This window comes from Flavobacterium sp. (genome assembly GCF_017744675.1).
In the GTDB taxonomy this organism is placed as follows: domain Bacteria; phylum Bacteroidota; class Bacteroidia; order Flavobacteriales; family Flavobacteriaceae; genus Flavobacterium.
In genome coordinates, this window is record NZ_JAGIAV010000004.1 from 1,339,287 (window position 1) to 1,359,772 (window position 20,486).

Below are 20,486 nucleotides of genomic sequence, written 5' to 3' on the forward strand. Positions count from 1 at the left end.
ACTGAGGTTCTAAGATACTAAGACTCTAAGACACTGAGTTTTTCCTCCTTATCTTTAACAATAAAAAAGCCGAACATAAGTTCGGCTTTTTTATTATGTCATCTAAGTAAAAAACTTAGAACCTTAGCATCTTAGTATCTTAGCACCTTAAGAAGTTTACGTTAGTAAACTTCTGACGCTTCTTTCAATTTCTCCATATTGTTTACCAACTGAAGCTCGGCTACGATTTTCTGAATATCACCATTCATGATGTTTCCTAGATCGTAAAGCGTAAGACCAACTCTATGATCGGTTACACGGCCTTGAGCGTAGTTGTACGTACGGATTTTAGCCGAACGGTCTCCAGAACTTACCTGAGAACTACGTTTTTTAGCATCTTCCTCTTGCTTTTTAGCCAATTCCATTTCGTATAAACGAGAACGTAATACCATCAAAGCTTTATCTTTATTCTTATGCTGCGATTTTTCATCCTGACATTGCGCCACCAATCCTGTTGGAATGTGCGTTAAACGTACAGCCGATTTTGTTGTATTTACCGACTGACCTCCAGGACCAGACGAACAGAAGAAATCGACACGAACATCATTCATATCTACCTGAACATCAAACTCCTCTGCTTCTGGCAAAACCATAACCGTAGCAGCCGATGTATGCACACGACCTTGAGTTTCTGTCTGCGGAACACGCTGAACACGGTGAACACCCGCTTCAAACTTCAAAGTTCCGTACACATCCTCTCCAGTAACTTCAAAAATAACCTCTTTGAAACCACCCGAAGTACCCTCGTTCATATCTACAACAGAGGTTCTCCACCCCATACTTTCGCAATATTTAGTATACATTCTGAATAAATCACCTGCAAAAATACTCGCTTCATCTCCACCCGTTCCCGCACGAATCTCTACCATCACGTTTTTAGCATCTTCAGGATCTTTCGGAATCAACATAAATTTGATCTCGTCTTCCAATTCTGGTAAACGATCCTTAGCTTCATCCAACTGCATTTTGGCCATTTCTACCATTTCGGCATCGCTACCATCAGCAATAATTTCGTTAGCCTCATCGATATTTGCCAAAACTATAATGTATTCTTCTCTCTTTTCAACCAAAGCCTTAATACTTTTATATTCTTGGTTCAGCTGCTTATAACGCTTTTGATCAGAAATAACATCCGGCTGAATAATCAAATCCGAAATCTCATCAAATCGCTGCTTTACATATTGAAGTCTATCTAACATTTTCTTTTTCCTTTATTTGGACTGCAAAATTACAAAATTTTTGTGGAAAATTCTAGTGTTGTTTTTTTGTGGTTTTTGAGGCGGATTTTGATGATTTTGCTTTTTTTAAATCAGGGGTTTTTACTTACTCGTGAATTTAAATTTTATACGATGTTTGACTTACTAAACTAACTAAATGAAATAAAGTTTGTACAAGCTAGACAAATTAGATTATCAATTAAGGCATTTACGTTTTTCCGTAATGCATTTAGGTTTTAAGTCCTTAGTTTTAAAAAACATACTAAACTAACAACCATACATTTTAAAATGAAAAAACCATTTGCTCTATTCTTATTGCTCTTCGCAATAAACCAAAATTATTCTCAAAATAAGAATTCTGAAGCCCGCAAGTTTATCGAGAACGCAGAAATCATGCAAATAAATAAGGATTGGAATATAAAAGCCGAATTTACTACTGGATTGAAAGAGGTGTTAGTTTTCTTCCCTGTTGAAGCAATTGATTTAAAATCAAACACTAAAATAAAAGCATTACAGGTAGAAATGGCATTAACCGAAAATTATTTTAAATCTTCTTGGATTGATTTGAATGAAGTTGATGAATTTATATTATTTATCGAACAATATGTTATTCCAAATCTTAAAGACAAAACTGAAAAAAACCAATCGACTACATATATATTTAATTCTAAAGAAATAACATTTAGTTTTTACATTCAAAAAAATACAAGAAGAATATCAATATATCTTAAAGATAATGGTTTGACAGATTATAGGCATTATTTCTGGACAGAAACCCAAGTGGCGAAAATTCCTGAATTACTTACAATGTTGAAGGAAATTAAATAATCTAAATATATAAAATATGCAAACAAATCATCAAAATGGAAAAGTACAATGGAATAATAATGGTATAGCTTTTCATCCGAATGGAAAAATTGCCTTAAACTCATCTGGAGTAGCATTTCATGATAACGGAAAAATTGCCTTAAGTTCTTCTAGAGTATCGTTTCATTCAAGTGGAAGAATCGCTCGAAATTCATCTGGTACAATTTTTCATGACAATAGAAGAATTGCTTTAAATTCCTCAGGAGTAGCATTTCATGATAACGGCAGAATTGCTTATAGTCCCTCTTCAAAACAATTTTTCGATTCAAAAGGAAAAATTGTTAAAAATTCTAGCTTTAGTATTAGTCTAGGAGCTGGAATTCGATTGACAATTATTCCGAATAGCAATATAAAAGTCTATGGAAGACTCGTGTACAAATATTAAATACAATAGAGCATTATAAAAATCTGATCGTGAATATAAACTTTTAAAATTAATATTATGATAAATACAAGAAATCCAATATTTAATCACACAATTAATCCAACATTTAACCATACTATTAATCCAACATTCAATCATACGATTAATCCAACTTTCGATCACACAATTAATCCAACATTCAATCATACGATTAATCCAACTTTTAATCATACAGTCAACCCAACATTTAATCATACAATCAATCCTGCATTTAATCATACAATTAATCCCATTTTTAATCACAACCTATCACCAGCTTATAACAATTCAATTTCTGGGCATTATATATTCAATAGAAATAATTCTCCAATAGAATATACAGTTTCCACACCAAATAATTTTATTTTGATTTTTGACTATAATAACAATCAATTTATCAAATTTGGAATTCTACATTCAAAAAGTGGTTATGCTATTTTTAATCTAAACAATACATATTTAGGGCATATGGAACCAACTAATAATGGGGAATTTGTTGTATTTGACAATACAAATCAGTGGATTGGATATACTAGCTAAAAATTAATTGTAACTATAAATCATTCCTTAAATTCTGCTATGTATCTCCTACTGGAACAATCATACCATTATGAGTGAAATGCAAATAATCAAAACCAAAAAAGTAATGAGTGTAGTGCATAATAAAGATACATGAATTGCATAACTATTAAATACCAAGTAACTTATAGCATATTATGATCAAAGATTTTTTAATTTCATTTACAGATAATTTTAAAGAAAAAACAAAAAATCCATTTCTAGGAACATACTTATTAGTTTGGAGTGTTAGAAATTGGGAATTAATATACACTCTTTTTAATTTTGATAAAAATTCTACTCTACATGACAAGAAATCTTTTATTTTCAAATATTACAAAGACAATACATTTATTGACAATCTATTAATAAATATTTTATGGGCATTTGGCTTATTAATCCTAACTTATATATTGTTGAATTTATCGCGATTAATAGTTAACTTTTCTGAGAAACAGTTAACACCTTTAATTTATAAAATTACTGATTCAAAGTCTATTGTTTTAAAAACCGAATACGAAAGAATTCGTTCAGAAAATGATGACTTACAAGTTAGACTTGATAAAGAGCGAGAAGCGAAATCAAGACTTGAGATAAGAATTAAAAATTTAGAAAATGAAATAATTGAAGTAACTAAAGTAAATGCTGAAGGCATGAGAGAACAAAGTGGTGAAACTGTTAATCAAAAAACAGTAGTAACTTCATCAGAGATATTATTACAAAAACTTAAAGAAAGAAAATTATTAAAGGATTTTCTTTACATATGTACTCAAATTAATAAAGGAAATGCAATATCCAATAGTATTGAATCTACAGATAAATTTATAGAACTTGGTTTAATTAAATTTTTAAGAAATGCTGTAAATAGTGCAAAAATGTATACAATAACAGCTGATGGAGAGAGTTTATTACAAATTGCCAGATTAGAAGAATGATTGTCAGAAAACCCGATATCTCGGTTGCAAATCCAATTTAAAACCGATAGCGGATTTGCAATTCGTGCCGCAACAGTGAGACACTTTCTAATCAAATAGAAAAACCAATCTTTATGAGCATGGATTGCAAATCTGCGCTATCGTAAATAAAAAAATGCGCAAAGTCTAAAAAACTCTTGCGCATTTCTATTTTATAAATAAGAAAAAACTATTTCTTTTCTAACATTTTCTCTAAATATTCATTTTTCTCCTTTTCAGCTTGAACCAAACGTTCGTATAGTTCAACAACTTTATTAATGGTAAAAAATTAACGCACTTCTAAGAGCGCCATTTATACTTCATTTTTAAGATATAAGTCTTTCAAAAGCTCACTAGAAGTTGTATCAAGCGCTTTCGCCATTCTAATCAGAAGATTTATCGTAATACCTTGTTCTTTTCTTAAAATTCTTCGTACAGTGGTCTCTGTGCAGTTACTTGCTTTTGCAAAAGCACTCTTGTTTCCTGCATATTTTTCTAGGAAAAGTTTATAGATTCTATCAACTATTTCTGCTTCTAATTTATCAATCGCCTTCATAAAACAAAGAAAAAGAAGTAACATCATGAATCCTTAAAAGAAATTCGACTTATAAGTCGAATTTTTATTATCTTTGCTTTAGACTAATAAAAAGTTGACTCATTATTTAACCTAAAACACTAAAAGCCATGAAAGAAATATCAGAAGAAAAACTAAACGATTTTTTAAAATTTGCTACCAATGTCAATTATTTCACAAAGCTGAAGCCGAAGCTAAAAGATGACGATATTCTAAAAACTAATCTCCCTATAACATGTTACAACGAATTGATGCAAACAATTTTTTCTCTGGTAAGAACAAGTATCAACACGCTACAGCATGAAAATTCTCAAACTGCTATCGATGCCATGCTTTTGCTTGAAATTGTTCTAAAACTTCTGCCAAATGATGAAATGGAGTTGTTGGATGAGTTGTATAAAGTTTTGTAGGCTAACAATACTTCATTAAAAGTAGGTTTTTATCTACAAATTATATATTTTTGAATTTTAATTAGTACAAAAATACCTAAAATTAAACATAATATGGTCCCTAATACAATTGTAGATGTTTTAGAAAAACATAATTACAACTTCGAAGTTAAAAATGGAACTATTGTCGTTTTTCTTGACTTTTCACAAAATGTGGTAATCGATTTTTCTAATCCTTCAAAAATCATAATTTTAGATCATTTAGAAAATTGGAATTTTTTAACAGGATGCATTCGAATGAGTTTAAAAAATGCGTTTCTGTATAATTTTATTTTGCTCATTTTCTTCGGCTTTTTTTGTCAATATGCCGAATTCGAAGGTCATAACATAACCAATTTACTTTTGACCCTTATTGGTTGAATTGTATTATTTTCTACATTTTATTTAATCAAACTTGAAAGTTTCAAATTACAATTCATATCAATGACAAAGTATTTTTTTTAACTATAAACCCGATAGCGCGGATTTGCAATCCGTGCCCGCAACAGTAAACCACAATAGAAAAGTATCAAATACAAAAGCCACAAATAAATCATGTAGCTTTTTTATACCTAAAATTCAACTGCCAACCTTATAAACCTCATCCAACAATTCCATTTCGTCCTCTGGTAATAACTGCAAAACAATTTCAAGGAAAGTCAATATTTCATCCAGCTTATTGATCCTTATTCGATTTTCGACTAAAGATACCCGATTATAGGTTAAGACTTAGCTTACAAATCATGTAGTTTTGATTTTCTGGCTAAAGAAAACAAAACACTAGAAAAACATAAACTAACAAAAATCTAACAAACCTAGGTACTGTTTTGCTAATTATTAATTTAAAAACCAAAAAGATGAGAAAAAAAATCAAAAATGTGATAAGAGTAATTCTTATTTTTACCATTGCGATGATGCTAACGAATTGTGAAAATGAAAGTACTGATGTCAGCAATCAAGACTCTTCAATTGTTAATGCAAAAAAATGGTTGGAACGAAGCAAACCCGAACTATCGATTCTCAAATACACAAAAAAAATAGATTGGGATCAAGCGATAGTTACAGATGGAGAAAAAGGAAAAATAGTTGAAGTTCCTTTAATTTTGGATGACAAAATTGCTGTAAAGAATGATGACAAATCACTTAAAACATATAATAGATTGATTTTTGTTACAGATAAAAGCAATCTGTATAAATTATCTCATATTGTAATTTCAACTAACGAAAGTGATTTCGCTACAAATGATAAAAACTTCAATTTTTATAAAATAAGATCGAATTTTGAAGGATTTATTACTGTTTTAGATTCTCAAAATAAAATTTATTACTTTAGTATTCGCGGAAATAAAACAATATCATCTGCAATAAATAGTAAAATAAAACTTGAAGATGAAACTTGTCTTTATTTAGTTAAAACATATGATGATGGTAGTTTCGATATAATGTACTTGATTTCTTGCGGTGGTGGCACTGGCGATGGCACTGGTGGCGGAGGATATGGCGGTGGTGCCGATGGAAGTGGTGCTGTAGGATCAGATTGGCAATTACTACAAACCATTAATGAAAGTGACCCATCAGCTTTTAATATGACTTTTTTTGAATTAACACAGGAGCAAAAAAATCAAGTTTTGGCCAAGGTGAGTTTTTATCTTCTTCCCTGGGCAGGAATTACGGTCAATGTAGTTCAGAATAAAAATATTGGAAAACCTTTTTCAATAGATTCGGTAACTAGTGATAGTTGGGGGCTCACATTAGGTTACAATTGGCATCAAACAACGTACTACCAAGCTACTGTTGGAAATAAAACAAATATAACGCTCATAGGTAAAATTACATATGGAACTGGTATAGGAGAAATAGGTGACGTATATTCTCAAACTGTCACTTACGAAATTGTTGTTAACAATCTGAATGGACATATTGAATCAGGAATTAGAAATTAAAATTATAAATTTATGGAAAAGACATTTAACGATTTTAGCCTATCTGTCGGTATTTGGCAAGTCATTGTAATTATATTTACTTTATTTATCTTGTATACGATATACTTGTTATTTAAATTTTTAAAAAACAAATCAAAACAAACCAAAAATAATATAAAATAGCCTCTTTGCTCCGCAAAGTGTACAACAGAAAAAAAACGCAAATGTCTACAACTTTGCGTTTTTTTTATTCACAGAAATCAACTCCCAACCTTATAAACCTCATCTAACAATTCCATTTCATCCTCTGGCAATAACTGCAAAGCAATTTCAAGAAGCGTCATTACATTAAGATCATTGTCTTTTGTAAAACTCGACAAAGTTTTAGCTTCAGGATTAAGCAAAATAATACTTGCTTTTAGTAAATCTGAAACCATTAGATTTAATTCGTTATAAGAAGATACTTTTAGCGGTATTGTAAACGAATTGTTTTCTTTAGGTTCTGGTTTTAGTTTCGTAAAATATCTTCCTTTATTTATTAATTCTAACAATTCTTCAGCTCTTTCTTTGTTTTGTATTTCCATGATTTTTAGTTGTTTTTCTTTGAATCGAAATTAGAAAGAATAGATTATTTTTACGTGATCGTAAACAATCGGGTGTATACAACTGATATTTTAAAATATTAAAAATGGAACAACTAAATAATTTAATTTATGGTAATGAATGCTTATCTAAAATTATCGATAAGGCAAGAGATTGGAATTTTGAAACATTAGATGGGATTGGTTGCTGTAGAAAACATGATAAATACGCCTTAATTGAATTAAAACTCTATCATATTGACAATCATCCTGAAAAAGATAAATTAAAATTTGACTATTACTATTCTTATTTTAATTGGAATGTAGATCCAAATCAATTCCCTATAGAAAATTATGAATATGCTAAACAAGAGCTTATAAAATATGCCGAATTTATCACAAATTGGTTTTGTACAATAAAAGGCAAAAGAATACCATTAGTTTATGAAATTAATTTTGCTGGGTGTTTTCCAGCAGATGTTTTTGGACGTGGTGCTGCGGGCAGAGCTTTATTAGATGCAATTGTCAGTTGCTTTGATGAAGATTTGTATAAAATTGGCATTGAAAAAAAGAAAAAAAATCATCCTTCAACTTACTGAATCCGTTAGCGCGGATTTGCAATCCGTGCCCGCAACAGTAAGACACTTTGTAAATCAAAAAGAAAACGAGCCAATCTTTGCGAGCACGGATTGCAAATCCGCGCTAGCGAAGACGACTACACAAAGTTTATACATACAGTTTGTCATCCTATGTGTACAAATTAGTATCGGAAACACTTTATAGAGCTACTTGCAAAGATTTGCTTCACCTATTCGCTATCGCTCGAGCCTCCTTACATCAAAATAACAAACTATTGTAGATAAGACTGTGTGACAAATGAAACTTTTATCACCATAATCCAAACAAAATCCAACACTCATTAAATCAGTATTTTAGTAATAAATTTATATATTTGATCTGCACCAAAAACAAATTATTTACTATCTAAAAACCACTATTAATGAAAGGACTTATCAAAATTGGCCGTTTATTTTACGGTATCGGCATAATCGCTTTGGGAGTACATCAGCTTATTATCAAAGATTTTCGTTCAGAAATTTTAGCTCCTTTTCCCGCTTGGGCACATCAATATCCTATTTTTTCTATCCTTACCAGTATCATTTTAATAGCTGTAGGAATTATTATTTCAGGAATAGTCAAAATTAAAATCGTCGATACCAAAAAAGTCTGTCTTTATTTAGGATTTGGTTTTCTTGCCGCTTTTATTCTTTCTCACCTACCTTTTATTTTTATTTTTAATACCGATAAAACCAACGCCACACAAATCTGGATTAACGCTCTGGAAGAACTAACGTATAGCGGAGGCGCCTTTGTACTGGCAGGTTCGTTTACAGAACAAAGTCTAAGCGAAAACAAATTTGCTTCGTTTCTCGAAAAACTTATTCCGTTTGGGCGAGTTTTCTATTCACTTTTAATGATCTTATTTGGGTTAAGCCATTTTCTTTTTGCAGCTTTTGTCTCTACAATGGTTCCGAAATGGTTGCCAGGAACTATGTTTTGGACTTATTTTGTAGGCGTTGCGCTAATTTGTTCGGGTATTTCTATTATTTTCAAACTTTGGATCAAACCCATTTCGCTTCTTCTGGCTTTAATGCTCATGCTTTTTTTCCTTTTCTTCCATATCCAGGATGCTGTTGAAAACCCAACCGTAGGCGGAGGAAATGAAATTGTACGTGCAATTATTGCTTTGCTTTTCTGCGGAATTGCCTTGGTTATCGCCTTAACCAACGATTCTAAAAAGAAGCTTATAGCTCCAGAAACCATTTAAGTTCAGCGATAAATCAAGCCACAGCGCATTCCATATTCTTCTCTTCTATGATTTGCATATCGATTATTTTTTGAGCGATAGTGCCTCGTTCAAATAGACGAATGAATTTGAAAACAGCACTAACAAGATATCCTGGATTAGAAACTAATCGAGCGATTTCGGTTATTCTTTTATCTCTTAACTGAGTGCAGGCTTCTCTTTCGTTTTCTGGAACTGCCACAAATTCGTTGGCAAATTTCCAGGCACCATTTCGCGCGGTTTCCATACTAAAATCGATGAAGAAATTGTCTACTTTGCCTGTAAATTTTAGAATCCATGTGAGCGTTGGCCAGATTTTAATTAAGCATTTTTCAACACCCGCAACCAAATTGCTGAGAATGAAGTTTATTTGGTCAAAATCATGTTTTAAATCTTCGATATTTTCTGCGGTGCTCACTTCTGCCGAAGCTATTCCTAAATCGAGGTTGATGTGGGCATTAATTCCGAGAAGCAAATGCTGTAAAACAATGGGCCAAAAATTTTCGGCTTGTTCAAAAGCAAATGCCCAACATTCAGATGGTTTTTCTTTGGCTTGATATTGATAATATGCTTTCAGATATCTATTGGCAAAAATCACGTCTAATTTTTCCATTCGTTCGCCATTCTGAAAAGAGCCTGCGTGAATGCCTTCTTTTACTCTTACCGTAACTTCACGATATAAAATAGCAAATAAGCCTAGATTGCTCTGCTCTATTTTTGATCGTTCTATTATTTCGTCCAAAAACAGAATTACTTCGTTTATACTTTCTGCTTGTTTCATACTCATTATTAATTGGTTATGATTAAATTGAGATAAACGAATATACTTATTTTAAGCTTTCGATTAACGTTGTTTTTGAGGTGGTTCTTTATGTGAATGACACAATTCAATTCTACAAGAATATGCTTTCATAAAAAAACATCCCAAAAGAAATTCTTCTTTTGGGATGCTACTAAACTTAAAACGAAAGTATCAAAAAGATTACGCCTCTTCTACTTTTAAAATTTCCAGTTTTAAATTGCCTTTTTTAGCAGGCCATTCGATAATATCGCCTTCTTTATAGCCCACCATTGCAATGCCTTCATCTGAAAGAACCGAAATCTTGTTTTTGCTTATTTTCACTTTTTCTGGACCAACTAGCAAAATTGTTTTTTCTTCATTTTTTGTGTGGTCTTTATACGTAACTCTTCTATTTATTGAAACAATATCTTCAGGCAGATTTTTTCGCAATACCTGAGAGGCATTTTTTAATTGATTCAATAACAATTCTTCCTCCTGCGCGGTTACTTTTTTTCTTCTTATATGATCTTTAATTAAATCATATGTTCCTGTTGTTAATATAATGTTTGGTGACATGACTTTCTTGTTTGCTCCATTTTATCTAAAACATGACACAACTCTTCGCTAAATATGCAAAAACGAGTTATTCAGCGATATCATATCCTGAATAAAAATGAAGATTAAAATAAATGAGTAATTAAATCGGAAAAGATTTCCCTGCCTAGAGTTGTGACAGGGCAAAAGGAATAAACTCTTTTGAACTTTTTAAGAAAGTATCGTCATGCAAATACAGCAACGTGCACACTAAGCACATCAAACAGCTGTTTATTAAATAAAAATTTGCAGTGACCATTATAATATCAATTATCGGGGCAAGATACGACTTTTTTTTCTTACAAAAAAAGGAAAGACATTGCTTAACAAAAAAAGGAAATCCGTAATTATTTCCTCCATTTACGGATTTCCGTAAAACCACTGATTTAAAAGCCTTTAGTTTTGGATAACAAATTGACAATAGCATTTGCTTCGTAAACTTCTTAACGGGTTAAAGATATTCTACAAAGAATAAAACCCAAAACACATAATTAATCTTAAATTTTACAAAAATGAGTAAAAAATCAATTCACGTTACCGACATTTTTCTGGCAATACTTGCCGTTTTGTTAATCAGTGTCAGTTTTTATCAGACCTGGCTTGGATTAGATCAGATTTTTGGTCCGGCATCCTTCATTATTGCTTTAGTCTTATCGTTTTTACTATTGTTTTTAGTATGGATGATTAGAAGTGCGAAAGTAGATGGACGCTCAACTTCTAATTTAGTAGGCATTTATGTTTTTATAGCTTCTTTTTGTTTCATCGCCAATTTTAATGCTTTGTATACAAGGTTTATGAAAACCGATATTTATACAACAGAGCTAAGAGATATTAACGAACGTTTTAATAATCTTGAAGCCGATGTCCAATCAAAATTAAGCTATAAATATAACAAAGAAACTGCTCAGGATATTGAAATAAAAAAGAAGCAGATGATGGAACAAATTAAAGATCCTGGGAATAAAGGAATAGGTTCACGAGCTCAGTCATTAATACGAGATATCGAAAAATTGACTGGACAAAAAGTTGACTTTCTTACTCCTGTTGCCAATGATTACAATGATTTAGCAGAAAGAATGGGAATGCAGATTGACAATATGATTTCTGATCTTTCTCCTGAAGAAAAAGCCTTAAAAAACGATATAAACAATGCGGTATTAAAATGGAATAAAAAAATTCAAGATTTACTACTGCTTTCTAAAAAAGAAAAAGACGATCTATCTCAGGGATTAATCGATGATTCTTTATCTGAATACAATAAGCTGGGAAATAGAGCACATGCGGTTTTGGGAGATGATAAATTTAAATTCACTCCAGAAATTTCAAAGACACAAGATGTCGGAAAAATTGGCTTTGCCTTTGACCATGCTGTTAAGAATTTTGGAATGTACCAGTTTGTTGTACTAATGGGATGTATCCTTCTTGATTTTGTTATTGTAATCATTGTACTTCTGGCAACTCCTAGCAATGAAAATAACAGTAATAATTCAAGCATATTTACTGGAAGCAGAAGAAGTGGTAAAGTATTAATTGCTAAAAACTAAACAAGATGACTCCCGATAACAAAACTTTAAAACCATTAATTCTTGAGGATAAAAACCTAAAACCAGTTTCGACAGATAGTTCAACTAATACGAAATCTGACTTTATTCCTTTAGCAAATGCTAGTACTAACCAGATTAAAAATAAAGACAGCAATTTTATTTTTTTCTTCGGCGTAGGAGAATCAGGCAAATCAGTTATTCTTTCCTCCATCTTGTATTATTTAAGTTCTCAGGCTGGTGTTTTACGTCCAAAATTAGGCACTCCAAATACCAAAGAAGCACAAGTTTTACTTGCTGATTTTTTTGAAAATATCAGACAAGGCATACTGCCTAACAGAACGACACGTGATCAAGTAACAAGATTAGATTTAATATTTGAACCTAATAATAAATCTAAAAAAGTGCCTCCTATTAACTTGACTTTTCTGGAAACATCAGGAGAAAACCACAAAGATATTAGTAGAGGCGGCACATATCACAGCAGTATCGAAGCGTATTTAAATGCCAATATTCCGCTTACATTTATAATTGTAACCAGTTATGACAATGCACATTTAGAAGATACTTTAATAAATGAATTTTTAGATGAGCTTGAAAGAAAAGGAAAAAACCTTAAATCGATAAATGTTATTCTGGTTATTTCTAAATGGGACAAATCTGGTAGAACAGACGTCTCAAATGAAGACGAACTCGAAAATTTTATTAACGAACGTCTACCAAGAACAAATACTCGAATTAATTCTTATGAGCTTAATAAAACTTATTTTACAATTGGCAGTATCGAAAATAACGGTGGTGGCGAAAGAATTACACTTTTAAATCTCGCTCCTGCTGAAGTATTGTCCAACTGGCTTTACCAAAGCATTGTAGGATATCCGTTAGATTATGAAGGAACTTTCTGGGAACGATTAAAATTTAGCTTCTAAAACTCAATGATACAAAATATATATTTGCTAGCCTTTGGCACATTTGGAAATCCTTATGGTTTTAGACAAACTTTCTTCTTAGGAAATCAAAATATTGCTAAATCAATCAGAACATTTGATCTGAATACTAATGCTATAAAATTATTCGAAAACAGTATCCTGTACTCTATCCGAAAAGAATCTGTAAATGGGTTAAATACCATTGCCTACTCCAAATATTCATTTGCAAAAGAAAAAAACTCAGACAGAGGAGGAACTTTTGTAGGCGCCAGCATTTTGTTTACCAATGAAATTGCAGAAGATAATCTGACTATCACCAAACTCAATGAATTTCATGAAACGCTGGTTAGCAGAAATATTTCCGATAAAACCATTATGGTAAACCACTCTGATGATTTTCAAGTCGATCTTCCTAAAGATTTCGATAAACTCAATTTTAATCTTAAAAGAATCAGCGAACCTTATAATTTCAGATTATCCAATTCAAACCTGGTTGTTTATTCTCATATAGACGAAAATACACTGCAGCAAAATCTAAAAAAATCGCTTGAATTACTAAACAATTTTGATACAATCTTTTTTACTGATAACAAAGAAATTGTAGACTTTACTCTTGCCAAAAACCTTTACAGAACCACAGATGAAAATGGGTTTGAAAATGAAATACAAATTACAAGAGAAGAAAAAAAGAAACTAAGACAATTGCTTATAAAAGATTTCGAAAAAGAAATATCAGAACTTGAAGAAAACAAAAAAGCCAGCATAATAAAACTTAAAGAAAATATACAAAGGAACTCGGAAATACATCAGCAAAACGGAAAAAAAATCGAAGAATCCAGAAAACAGGTTACAACTATTGAGAATAAATACATGGCATTTTCAAAAAAAATAAAAGAAGCTGTCAATTATCTAAATTCTGATAAAAAAATTGAAGAAGTAAAATCATTCTACGATGAAAACAAACGTGAATTCCTCAATTTTATTAATGAAAATTCCGAACCGAAAAGTTTAAGTGGCCTTTCTTCTACACAATTTAAAAATGTCCCATCTGCTCATCATTTAGATGCTGCTTTCTATCAGCCAGATGAAGATTTTCAAAGAAAAGAACGAACTAAAAAGAAATCTTTTAAAATTTATGAGTTCTTATCCTTTACGTTCTTCTTTTTTTGGATCTTAACACTGCTTTATTTTTTGCTTTTTGATACCAAAATAATACCATTTCAATTCTAGTCAAAAAAAAACACCTTATTCCTCTAAGGTGTTTTTTTTATATTAACAACTGACTTTCTTACTATAATTTTCTAAAATAAATACCTGAAGAGGATAAAAAAAACCTAGTTTCTTGTAAAAAAACTACTTTTACATAAGACTTTTGAAAATAAATATATATCGCTAAACTTTTTTAACGTTTGTAGAAATGCTGAAGGCACGGGAAGACATCAAAATCAAAAATAAGTACAAGCAATGAGATCCCGTAAATAAATAAATTAAGTAACACAAACCAAAGACTAAAATCATGGAAAACTTCGATTGGACTTCTTTCACAAAAAAAATAGCCATTAGAGCTGAGCTTTCAGACATTTATAATGCTTGGACAAAGGCAAATGAGTTGGAAAAATGGTTTCTCGAAAAAGTATCTTTTTTTGGTGCCAATCAAGAAGCTATAAGTAAAGATAAAAATGCAAAGGAAGGCATTACTTACGAATGGTTTTTGGTATTTGTATGATGATGCTATGAAAGGAAAAATCGTTTCGGCCAACGGAAAAGATCAATTGCAATTTACGTTTGAAGGAAACTGTCTTGTAGATATCAATCTCAGCGAAGCAAATGGTTACACGATTGTAGAACTTCGCCATCATAATATTCCAACAGATGATTATTCGAAACAATACATCAGATTAGGCTGTTCAAATGGTTGGCATTTTTACCTTACCAATCTTAAATCAGTCTACGAAGGTGGATTAGATTTGAGAAATAAGGATGGTAATTTGAACCCGATGATTAATAATTAAAAAACCAATAAAACCGAATCAATGAAATTACTAATTGCGACTTTACTTTTTGTTTCTACCTTAACTTTATCTGCACAATCCAATCAATTTGCAGGCGATTATACGCGCTCACTTTCTTCTGAAAACCATATAATTGAATATAAATTGACTTTAAACCAAGACGGAACTTTTGAATTTCATTCGTATTCTAAAATTCAAGGTGGAGTTCCGCCAGAAGTAAATAAATATGGAAAAGGAAAATGGAACGCAAAAGACAATCTGATTACTTTTTCGACAAATAAAAAAGAAGATTTAGACTCAAAATATATTTTAGATTTTAATAATTCAACCGCACGTTTTATTGCTAAAAATCCTCGAGATAAAAGTGATAAAGTCGTTGAGACAAAACTTCAGTTTTTAGAATCGGATATTCCTTCAATGAAAAGAATCGATGTGTTCAAATCGTAAGTGCAATGAAAGTTTTTTAATCGGCTTTTTATTTTACCCAAAATGATAAAAACCTTTGCAACTCCATTGTCTCTTTGCCTCTTCAAAGAAAATTCCCTAATTTCGCCTATTAATCAAGAAAGGAGAAAATGAAGGTCTGTATTGCCGAGAAACCAAGTGTAGCACGAGAAATCGCATCTGTTTTAGGTGCCAATACCAAGCACGATGGCTATTACGAAGGCAACGGTTATGCGGTGACTTACACTTTCGGACATTTATGCACTTTAAAAGAACCCAACGATTACAAACCGCACTGGAAAAGCTGGGATTTGAACAATCTGCCGATGCTTCCAGAAAAATTTGAAACCAAAGTCGTTCAGAATTCAGGAATCCAGAAACAGTTTAAAATCATTAAAAGTCTTTTTGAAAAAGCCGAAGTGGTGATAAACTGCGGGGATGCTGGACAAGAAGGAGAGCTGATTCAGCGTTGGGTAATGAACGAAGCGCATTATAAAGGCGAAATTCAGCGTTTATGGATTTCGTCTCTTACGACAGAAGCTATCAAAGAAGGTTTTGAAAACCTAAAACCCTCTTCTAATTATGATAATTTATATTACGCCGGATTTTCTAGAGCTATCGGAGATTGGCTTTTAGGAATGAATGCAACACGTTTGTATACTGTAAAACATGGCGGCTACAAACAAGTTTTGTCTATCGGGCGCGTACAAACGCCAACATTGGCAATGGTTGTAGAACGTTTTAGAGAAATCGAAAACTTTAAACCTCAGCCCTATTGGGAATTGCAGACTTTATACAGAGAAACGCTTTTTAGTTATGAAGAAGGCCGTTTTCTAAACAAAGAAGACGGAGAAATTATAGCGACAAAAGTTAAAGAAAGTGATTTCGAAATTGTTTCTGTGGACAAAAAGAACGGAAACGAATATGCTCCAAAGCTTTTCGATTTGACTGGTTTACAGGTTTACTGCAATCAGAAATTTGGATTTTCGGCAGAAGAAACGCTGAAGATTGCACAGACTTTGTACGAGCAGAAAGTAATTACCTATCCCAGAGTAGATACGACTTTTTTACCAGGAGACCTTTACCCAAAAGTGCCTGGAATTCTGCAGAAATTAACCAATTATGCCGAATTGACTCAGCCTATTTTGGAGAAAAAAATAAAGAAATCGCCAAAGGTTTTCAACGATAAAAAAGTAACCGATCACCACGCGATTATTCCCACGGGAGTTCAAAATAATCTGCCGAACAATCAGCAGCAGGTTTACGATATTATTACAAGACGTTTTATTGCTGTTTTTTACGATGACTGTCTCGTTGCGAATACCACAGTAATCGGAAAAGCTGCCGATGTGACTTTTAAAGCAACAGGAAAAGAAATCTTAAAGAAAGGTTTCCGCGTTGTTTTTGAAGATCCAAACGCTAAAGAAAAAGAACCAGATTTATTGCCAAGTTTTACTGTGGGTGAAAAAGGTCCGCACGAACCTTCGTTTCTTAAAAAAGAAACCAAACCGCCCAATCAGTTTACCGAAGCGACTTTACTGCGTGCAATGGAAACTGCAGGAAAACAGGTTGACGATGAAGATTTGCGTGAATTGATGAAAGAAAACGGAATCGGGCGTCCGTCAACACGTGCGAATATTATCGAAACGCTTTTCAAACGCCAATATATTGTTCGAAATAAAAAACAGGTTTTACCGACTTTAACCGGAATTCAGTTGATTGATACGATTCAGAACGAACTGGTAAAATCGGCCGAACTTACTGGAACTTGGGAAAAGCAATTGAAAGATATTGAAAAAGGAACTTTCACTGCTGCAGCATTTATTAGAAACATGAAACGCATGGTCGAAGCTTTGGTTTACGAAGTGAGAAGCGAAACCAAACATGCTAATATTTCGCATGCCGCAACGATTCAGAAACCTGTCGCAAAAGCAGAAAAAGAAAAAAAGAAAGCTTCCGGAATTTCAGCAGAAACTTGTCCGAAATGTCAAAAAGGAAATCTTATTAAAGGAAAATCAGCTTTTGGATGCAGCGAATACAAATCGGGTTGTGATTTTGTTCTGCCTTTTGTTTTTCATGATAAAAAAATTACCGAAAGCCAATATTTACGATTGGTTCAGAAAGGTTCGACTGTAAACATAAAAGGCTTCAAAACCGATTCTGGAACTGTTGAAGGTTTAATTCGTTTTGAAGAAAACTACAAACTGAAACTAGAACCAAAGAAAACAGATAAAAAAGCCGAAACAAAAGAAAGCTCGGATGCTTTAGTTTGTCCGAAATGTAAAAAAGGAACCATCTTAAAAGGCAAAACGGCTTATGGTTGCGCCGAATATAAATCGGGTTGCGATTTTAAAGTCACTTTTGATGAAGTCCGCGAAAAATTAAAAGATCAAAAACCTACTAAAGAATTGGTTTATTCGATTTTATCAGAAAGCGTTTAGAAGTTTTTCTGCCACGAATTCACGAATTTTATTTTTTACAATCTTTGAGCAAAACAAAAAATTTGCAACTATATTTTTTTCAAATTACACAAATTAGCGCGATTTTTTTTGACTATTTTTTTCGATTACAATTAGTAAAATTACTGGCAAACTAAACACCCAGTTTATCAATAAAAAATTTGTGAATTCTTGGCTATTTTTTCATGACGATTTAATTTAATCTGCGTAAATCAGCTTAAATCTTTTTAAATCTGCGTGAAATAAAAAATCCGAGAAATTCGCAAAAAAATTGCCATTACGTTTATCAAAAAAAATTCATGACCCGAGCGATAGCGAATAGACAAAGTAATTCGTGGCTGAAAAAAAAATTCATACTTTAGTACTTTATTACAAAATCAAAACCCATAAATATGTTCCAGAAAATTACTCTTATCGCCCTTATCATAGCTTTTGTTTCTTGCCAGAAAAAAGAAACAGTTGAAAAAGACAAAATCAAAAAAGTAGATTGGTTAATCGGAAACTGGGAAAATACTTCTCCAGAAGGGGTTTTATCTGAAAACTGGCAAAAACTAAATGATAGTACTTTTAGTGCTTCTTCTTACTATATTAAAGGAAAAGACACGCTTCATTTTGAAACAATCATTCTAGCGCAATTAGGGGAAACATTGACTTACAAAGCAACCGTAAAAGGGCAAAACGACGACAAACCAGTGTTCTTTCCTTCTACTTTAGAATCAGACAAACAATTGGTTTTTGAAAATCCAAAACACGATTACCCGCAAAAAATCACGTATACAAAAGGTGCGAACAATACTTTAACAGCTGAAATTTCTGGAAATTTGAACGGAAAACCGAGTTCTGAGAAGTTTGTAATGACGAAGAAATAGTTTTTAATCTCGCAAAGACGCTGAGTCGCAAAGTTTTTTTGATAAAAATCGTTCGTTCCTCCGGAACTTCTAACTATGCGATCATAAATCCCAACGGATTAAAATCCGTTGCTACAATATGCTGCATTCCTACGGAATTCGTATTCTTTGCGAGCTTTTTCCACATAATAAACAAAAAAAATCCAGCGAACTTTGCGTAAATCTTTGCGCCTTTGCGGTAAAAAAAGTCCCAATAAGAAAAACTCAGAACCTTAGAATCTTAGCAACTCAAAAAAAAATCACTCATTCTCCCCGATCTTATTTACCATAAAGATCATTAGAATTCCAAGAAGAGCCATAATCAGAAAAGCCCATTTCATGCTTAAATATTCAGAGATAAAACCAACCATTGGTGGAACTAATAAGAATCCTAAATAACCAATTGTAGAAATAGAGGTTAAAGCAGAACCGCTGCTTAATTTTGAAGATCTTCCAGCAATGCTGAATACTAACGGAACAACACAAGAAACCCCAAATCCAATTAAAACATAACCAAAAATAGTTGGATACGCATAAGGCAGAATAAAACAAAGACCAAAACCAGCTGTGATTAATATTCCGCTATAAAGCAGGATTTTTTTAGTCCCAAATTTCATTACACCATAATCTCCAAAAATACGTCCTAACGTTACTGCCGAAGCAAAAAAGACGAACGCAGCACTGGTTAATTTTGGTGAAGCTTTTAATATATTTTCGAAATAAATTCCGCTCCAGTCGTACATGGTATTTTCGCAAGCCATAGAAACGAAACAAATCAAAGCAAATTTAATCAGGTTCTTTTCTGGCATCGAGAAGAACTTTTTCTTAACTGGAACAGGTTCGTTGTGAATACTTAACGGATAAAAGCAAGCTGTTAGTGCCAGCATAAAAATACTCACTCCGAGTAAATGATGAGACGGCGCAATTTTTTGGGTAACCATTACATACCCTAAGCCTGCACCTGAAAAAACGGCAATACTCCAAACGGCATGAAAACGGGTTATAATCGATTTTGGATATAATTTTTGGACTTCGAGAGATTGTGCATTTATCGATAAATTGAAAATGTTACGAGAAGCTCCAAAAAACAAAAGGATAATAACCAACTGCCAAACAAATGCTGCTAAACCCGGCAAAGACAGCGCCACGTTGAACATAACCGCACCAAGAAGCATAATATATCGGCTACTGTATTTATTCAATAATTTTCCTGTAAAAGGCATTGTTAACATCAAGCCAATTGGAAAAGCAAATAAAACGGCACCAAATTCGGCTTCAGACAAATGCAATTGGGCTTGTATATGTGGAATTCTCGAAACCCATGAAGAATAGCCAAAACCGGAGAGAAAGAAAAAAACAGTGTTGGCAATACGATATCCTCGAGGTGTATTTTGAATCTTTTTAAAGAATGGTAAAATCATGAAATCGTTTTTCAGACTGCAAAATTAAGT

At 32.4% G+C, this 20,486-nt stretch carries 23 protein-coding genes and 1 pseudogene; 17 read left to right on the forward strand and 7 right to left on the reverse strand.

The window, feature by feature from the left end; genetic code table 11:
- Window positions 1-161 precede the first annotated feature (161 nt).
- Window positions 162-1,238, reverse strand: coding sequence for a peptide chain release factor 1 (prfA, locus tag J7574_RS16015; RefSeq protein ID WP_125719152.1), 1,077 nt, complete (start codon window positions 1,236-1,238; stop codon window positions 162-164).
- Between the two features lie 306 nt (window positions 1,239-1,544).
- Between prfA and J7574_RS16020 the strand changes: the two genes are divergently transcribed.
- The 4 genes from J7574_RS16020 to J7574_RS16035 all read left to right on the forward strand — a co-directional run bounded on the left by J7574_RS16020 (window position 1,545) and on the right by J7574_RS16035 (window position 4,019).
- On the forward strand, window positions 1,545-2,084 hold the full coding sequence (locus tag J7574_RS16020) for a hypothetical protein (protein ID WP_290970667.1): 540 nt from the start codon (window positions 1,545-1,547) through the stop codon (window positions 2,082-2,084).
- Between the two features lie 16 nt (window positions 2,085-2,100).
- Complete coding sequence (locus J7574_RS16025) at window positions 2,101-2,508, forward strand: hypothetical protein (RefSeq protein ID WP_290970670.1); 408 nt, start codon at window positions 2,101-2,103, stop codon at window positions 2,506-2,508.
- Between the two features lie 57 nt (window positions 2,509-2,565).
- Complete coding sequence (locus tag J7574_RS16030; RefSeq protein ID WP_290970672.1) at window positions 2,566-3,066, forward strand: hypothetical protein; 501 nt, start codon at window positions 2,566-2,568, stop codon at window positions 3,064-3,066.
- Window positions 3,067-3,242: 176 nt separating this feature from the next.
- Entirely contained in the window at window positions 3,243-4,019 is a 777-nt protein-coding gene (locus J7574_RS16035; RefSeq protein WP_290970674.1) for a hypothetical protein, read from the forward strand.
- A 208-nt stretch (window positions 4,020-4,227) separates the two neighbouring features.
- Here the strand turns inward: J7574_RS16035 and J7574_RS16040 are convergent.
- Together J7574_RS16040 and J7574_RS16045 are read right to left on the reverse strand one after the other, a co-directional pair.
- Window positions 4,228-4,317: pseudogene (locus J7574_RS16040) on the reverse strand (transcriptional regulator); the annotation flags it as partial.
- A 33-nt stretch (window positions 4,318-4,350) separates the two neighbouring features.
- A complete protein-coding gene (locus J7574_RS16045; protein WP_290970676.1) occupies window positions 4,351-4,593 on the reverse strand; it encodes a helix-turn-helix transcriptional regulator in 243 nt (80 codons plus the stop codon).
- Between the two features lie 128 nt (window positions 4,594-4,721).
- Between J7574_RS16045 and J7574_RS16050 the strand changes: the two genes are divergently transcribed.
- The 3 genes from J7574_RS16050 to J7574_RS16060 all read left to right on the forward strand — a co-directional run bounded on the left by J7574_RS16050 (window position 4,722) and on the right by J7574_RS16060 (window position 6,982).
- Window positions 4,722-5,021, forward strand: a complete 300-nt coding sequence (locus J7574_RS16050; RefSeq protein ID WP_290970677.1) for a hypothetical protein — start codon at window positions 4,722-4,724, stop codon at window positions 5,019-5,021.
- Window positions 5,022-5,114: 93 nt separating this feature from the next.
- A complete protein-coding gene (locus J7574_RS16055; protein ID WP_290970678.1) occupies window positions 5,115-5,420 on the forward strand; it encodes a hypothetical protein in 306 nt (101 codons plus the stop codon).
- 476 nt (window positions 5,421-5,896) lie between these two features.
- Entirely contained in the window at window positions 5,897-6,982 is a 1,086-nt protein-coding gene (locus tag J7574_RS16060; RefSeq protein WP_290970679.1) for a hypothetical protein, read from the forward strand.
- A 239-nt stretch (window positions 6,983-7,221) separates the two neighbouring features.
- Here J7574_RS16060 and J7574_RS16065 read toward each other — a convergent pair whose 3' ends face one another.
- Complete coding sequence (locus J7574_RS16065; protein ID WP_290970680.1) at window positions 7,222-7,545, reverse strand: hypothetical protein; 324 nt, start codon at window positions 7,543-7,545, stop codon at window positions 7,222-7,224.
- Window positions 7,546-7,649: 104 nt separating this feature from the next.
- Here J7574_RS16065 and J7574_RS16070 point away from each other — a divergent pair, with 104 nt between their 5' ends.
- The gene (locus tag J7574_RS16070) at window positions 7,650-8,141 is read left to right on the forward strand and encodes a hypothetical protein (RefSeq protein ID WP_290970682.1); all 492 of its coding nucleotides are present in this window, start codon (window positions 7,650-7,652) and stop codon (window positions 8,139-8,141) included.
- A gap of 401 nt (window positions 8,142-8,542) precedes the next feature.
- Complete coding sequence (locus tag J7574_RS16075) at window positions 8,543-9,370, forward strand: hypothetical protein (protein ID WP_290970683.1); 828 nt, start codon at window positions 8,543-8,545, stop codon at window positions 9,368-9,370.
- Between the two features lie 13 nt (window positions 9,371-9,383).
- On the opposite strand, the gene J7574_RS16080 is transcribed toward J7574_RS16075, so the two are convergent.
- Entirely contained in the window at window positions 9,384-10,169 is a 786-nt protein-coding gene (locus tag J7574_RS16080; RefSeq protein WP_290970685.1) for a DUF5995 family protein, read from the reverse strand.
- A gap of 201 nt (window positions 10,170-10,370) precedes the next feature.
- The gene (locus J7574_RS16085; RefSeq protein WP_290970687.1) at window positions 10,371-10,745 is read right to left on the reverse strand and encodes a GreA/GreB family elongation factor; all 375 of its coding nucleotides are present in this window, start codon (window positions 10,743-10,745) and stop codon (window positions 10,371-10,373) included.
- A gap of 530 nt (window positions 10,746-11,275) precedes the next feature.
- Between J7574_RS16085 and J7574_RS16090 the strand changes: the two genes are divergently transcribed.
- From J7574_RS16090 to J7574_RS16125, 8 genes are all read left to right on the forward strand, one after another.
- Complete coding sequence (locus tag J7574_RS16090; protein ID WP_290970689.1) at window positions 11,276-12,307, forward strand: hypothetical protein; 1,032 nt, start codon at window positions 11,276-11,278, stop codon at window positions 12,305-12,307.
- Window positions 12,308-12,312: 5 nt separating this feature from the next.
- On the forward strand, window positions 12,313-13,233 hold the full coding sequence (locus J7574_RS16095) for a hypothetical protein (protein WP_290970691.1): 921 nt from the start codon (window positions 12,313-12,315) through the stop codon (window positions 13,231-13,233).
- 6 nt (window positions 13,234-13,239) lie between these two features.
- Window positions 13,240-14,463, forward strand: a complete 1,224-nt coding sequence (locus tag J7574_RS16100) for a hypothetical protein (protein WP_290970693.1) — start codon at window positions 13,240-13,242, stop codon at window positions 14,461-14,463.
- Window positions 14,464-14,749: 286 nt separating this feature from the next.
- Window positions 14,750-14,959: a hypothetical protein gene (locus tag J7574_RS16105; RefSeq protein WP_290970696.1), complete on the forward strand. Its 210-nt coding sequence runs from the start codon at window positions 14,750-14,752 to the stop codon at window positions 14,957-14,959.
- Window positions 14,913-15,245, forward strand: coding sequence for an SRPBCC domain-containing protein (locus J7574_RS16110; protein WP_290970699.1), 333 nt, complete (start codon window positions 14,913-14,915; stop codon window positions 15,243-15,245). Before J7574_RS16105 ends, J7574_RS16110 begins: the two co-directional genes overlap by 47 nt.
- A gap of 21 nt (window positions 15,246-15,266) precedes the next feature.
- Window positions 15,267-15,692 (forward strand): copper resistance protein NlpE N-terminal domain-containing protein, encoded by a 426-nt coding sequence (locus J7574_RS16115; protein ID WP_290970702.1) that lies wholly within the window; start codon window positions 15,267-15,269, stop codon window positions 15,690-15,692.
- A gap of 128 nt (window positions 15,693-15,820) precedes the next feature.
- A complete protein-coding gene (locus J7574_RS16120) occupies window positions 15,821-18,130 on the forward strand; it encodes a type IA DNA topoisomerase (protein ID WP_290970705.1) in 2,310 nt (769 codons plus the stop codon).
- A 410-nt stretch (window positions 18,131-18,540) separates the two neighbouring features.
- Entirely contained in the window at window positions 18,541-19,017 is a 477-nt protein-coding gene (locus J7574_RS16125) for a DUF6265 family protein (RefSeq protein WP_290970708.1), read from the forward strand.
- 278 nt (window positions 19,018-19,295) lie between these two features.
- Here the strand turns inward: J7574_RS16125 and J7574_RS16130 are convergent, their stop codons facing one another.
- Window positions 19,296-20,456, reverse strand: a complete 1,161-nt coding sequence (locus J7574_RS16130) for an MFS transporter (RefSeq protein ID WP_290970711.1) — start codon at window positions 20,454-20,456, stop codon at window positions 19,296-19,298.
- Between the last annotated feature and the right edge of the window lie 30 nt (window positions 20,457-20,486).

Coding starts and splice junctions, on each gene's coding strand:
- prfA (WP_125719152.1), bottom strand. CDS start 1,238: ATGTTAGATAGACTTCAATATGTAAAGCAGCGATTTGATGAGATTTCG.
- J7574_RS16020 (WP_290970667.1), top strand. CDS start 1,545: ATGAAAAAACCATTTGCTCTATTCTTATTGCTCTTCGCAATAAACCAA.
- J7574_RS16025 (WP_290970670.1), top strand. CDS start 2,101: ATGCAAACAAATCATCAAAATGGAAAAGTACAATGGAATAATAATGGT.
- J7574_RS16030 (WP_290970672.1), top strand. CDS start 2,566: ATGATAAATACAAGAAATCCAATATTTAATCACACAATTAATCCAACA.
- J7574_RS16035 (WP_290970674.1), top strand. CDS start 3,243: ATGATCAAAGATTTTTTAATTTCATTTACAGATAATTTTAAAGAAAAA.
- J7574_RS16045 (WP_290970676.1), bottom strand. CDS start 4,593: ATGAAGGCGATTGATAAATTAGAAGCAGAAATAGTTGATAGAATCTAT.
- J7574_RS16050 (WP_290970677.1), top strand. CDS start 4,722: ATGAAAGAAATATCAGAAGAAAAACTAAACGATTTTTTAAAATTTGCT.
- J7574_RS16055 (WP_290970678.1), top strand. CDS start 5,115: ATGGTCCCTAATACAATTGTAGATGTTTTAGAAAAACATAATTACAAC.
- J7574_RS16060 (WP_290970679.1), top strand. CDS start 5,897: ATGAGAAAAAAAATCAAAAATGTGATAAGAGTAATTCTTATTTTTACC.
- J7574_RS16065 (WP_290970680.1), bottom strand. CDS start 7,545: ATGGAAATACAAAACAAAGAAAGAGCTGAAGAATTGTTAGAATTAATA.
- J7574_RS16070 (WP_290970682.1), top strand. CDS start 7,650: ATGGAACAACTAAATAATTTAATTTATGGTAATGAATGCTTATCTAAA.
- J7574_RS16075 (WP_290970683.1), top strand. CDS start 8,543: ATGAAAGGACTTATCAAAATTGGCCGTTTATTTTACGGTATCGGCATA.
- J7574_RS16080 (WP_290970685.1), bottom strand. CDS start 10,169: ATGAAACAAGCAGAAAGTATAAACGAAGTAATTCTGTTTTTGGACGAA.
- J7574_RS16085 (WP_290970687.1), bottom strand. CDS start 10,745: ATGTCACCAAACATTATATTAACAACAGGAACATATGATTTAATTAAA.
- J7574_RS16090 (WP_290970689.1), top strand. CDS start 11,276: ATGAGTAAAAAATCAATTCACGTTACCGACATTTTTCTGGCAATACTT.
- J7574_RS16095 (WP_290970691.1), top strand. CDS start 12,313: ATGACTCCCGATAACAAAACTTTAAAACCATTAATTCTTGAGGATAAA.
- J7574_RS16100 (WP_290970693.1), top strand. CDS start 13,240: ATGATACAAAATATATATTTGCTAGCCTTTGGCACATTTGGAAATCCT.
- J7574_RS16105 (WP_290970696.1), top strand. CDS start 14,750: ATGGAAAACTTCGATTGGACTTCTTTCACAAAAAAAATAGCCATTAGA.
- J7574_RS16110 (WP_290970699.1), top strand. CDS start 14,913: ATGCAAAGGAAGGCATTACTTACGAATGGTTTTTGGTATTTGTATGAT.
- J7574_RS16115 (WP_290970702.1), top strand. CDS start 15,267: ATGAAATTACTAATTGCGACTTTACTTTTTGTTTCTACCTTAACTTTA.
- J7574_RS16120 (WP_290970705.1), top strand. CDS start 15,821: ATGAAGGTCTGTATTGCCGAGAAACCAAGTGTAGCACGAGAAATCGCA.
- J7574_RS16125 (WP_290970708.1), top strand. CDS start 18,541: ATGTTCCAGAAAATTACTCTTATCGCCCTTATCATAGCTTTTGTTTCT.
- J7574_RS16130 (WP_290970711.1), bottom strand. CDS start 20,456: ATGATTTTACCATTCTTTAAAAAGATTCAAAATACACCTCGAGGATAT.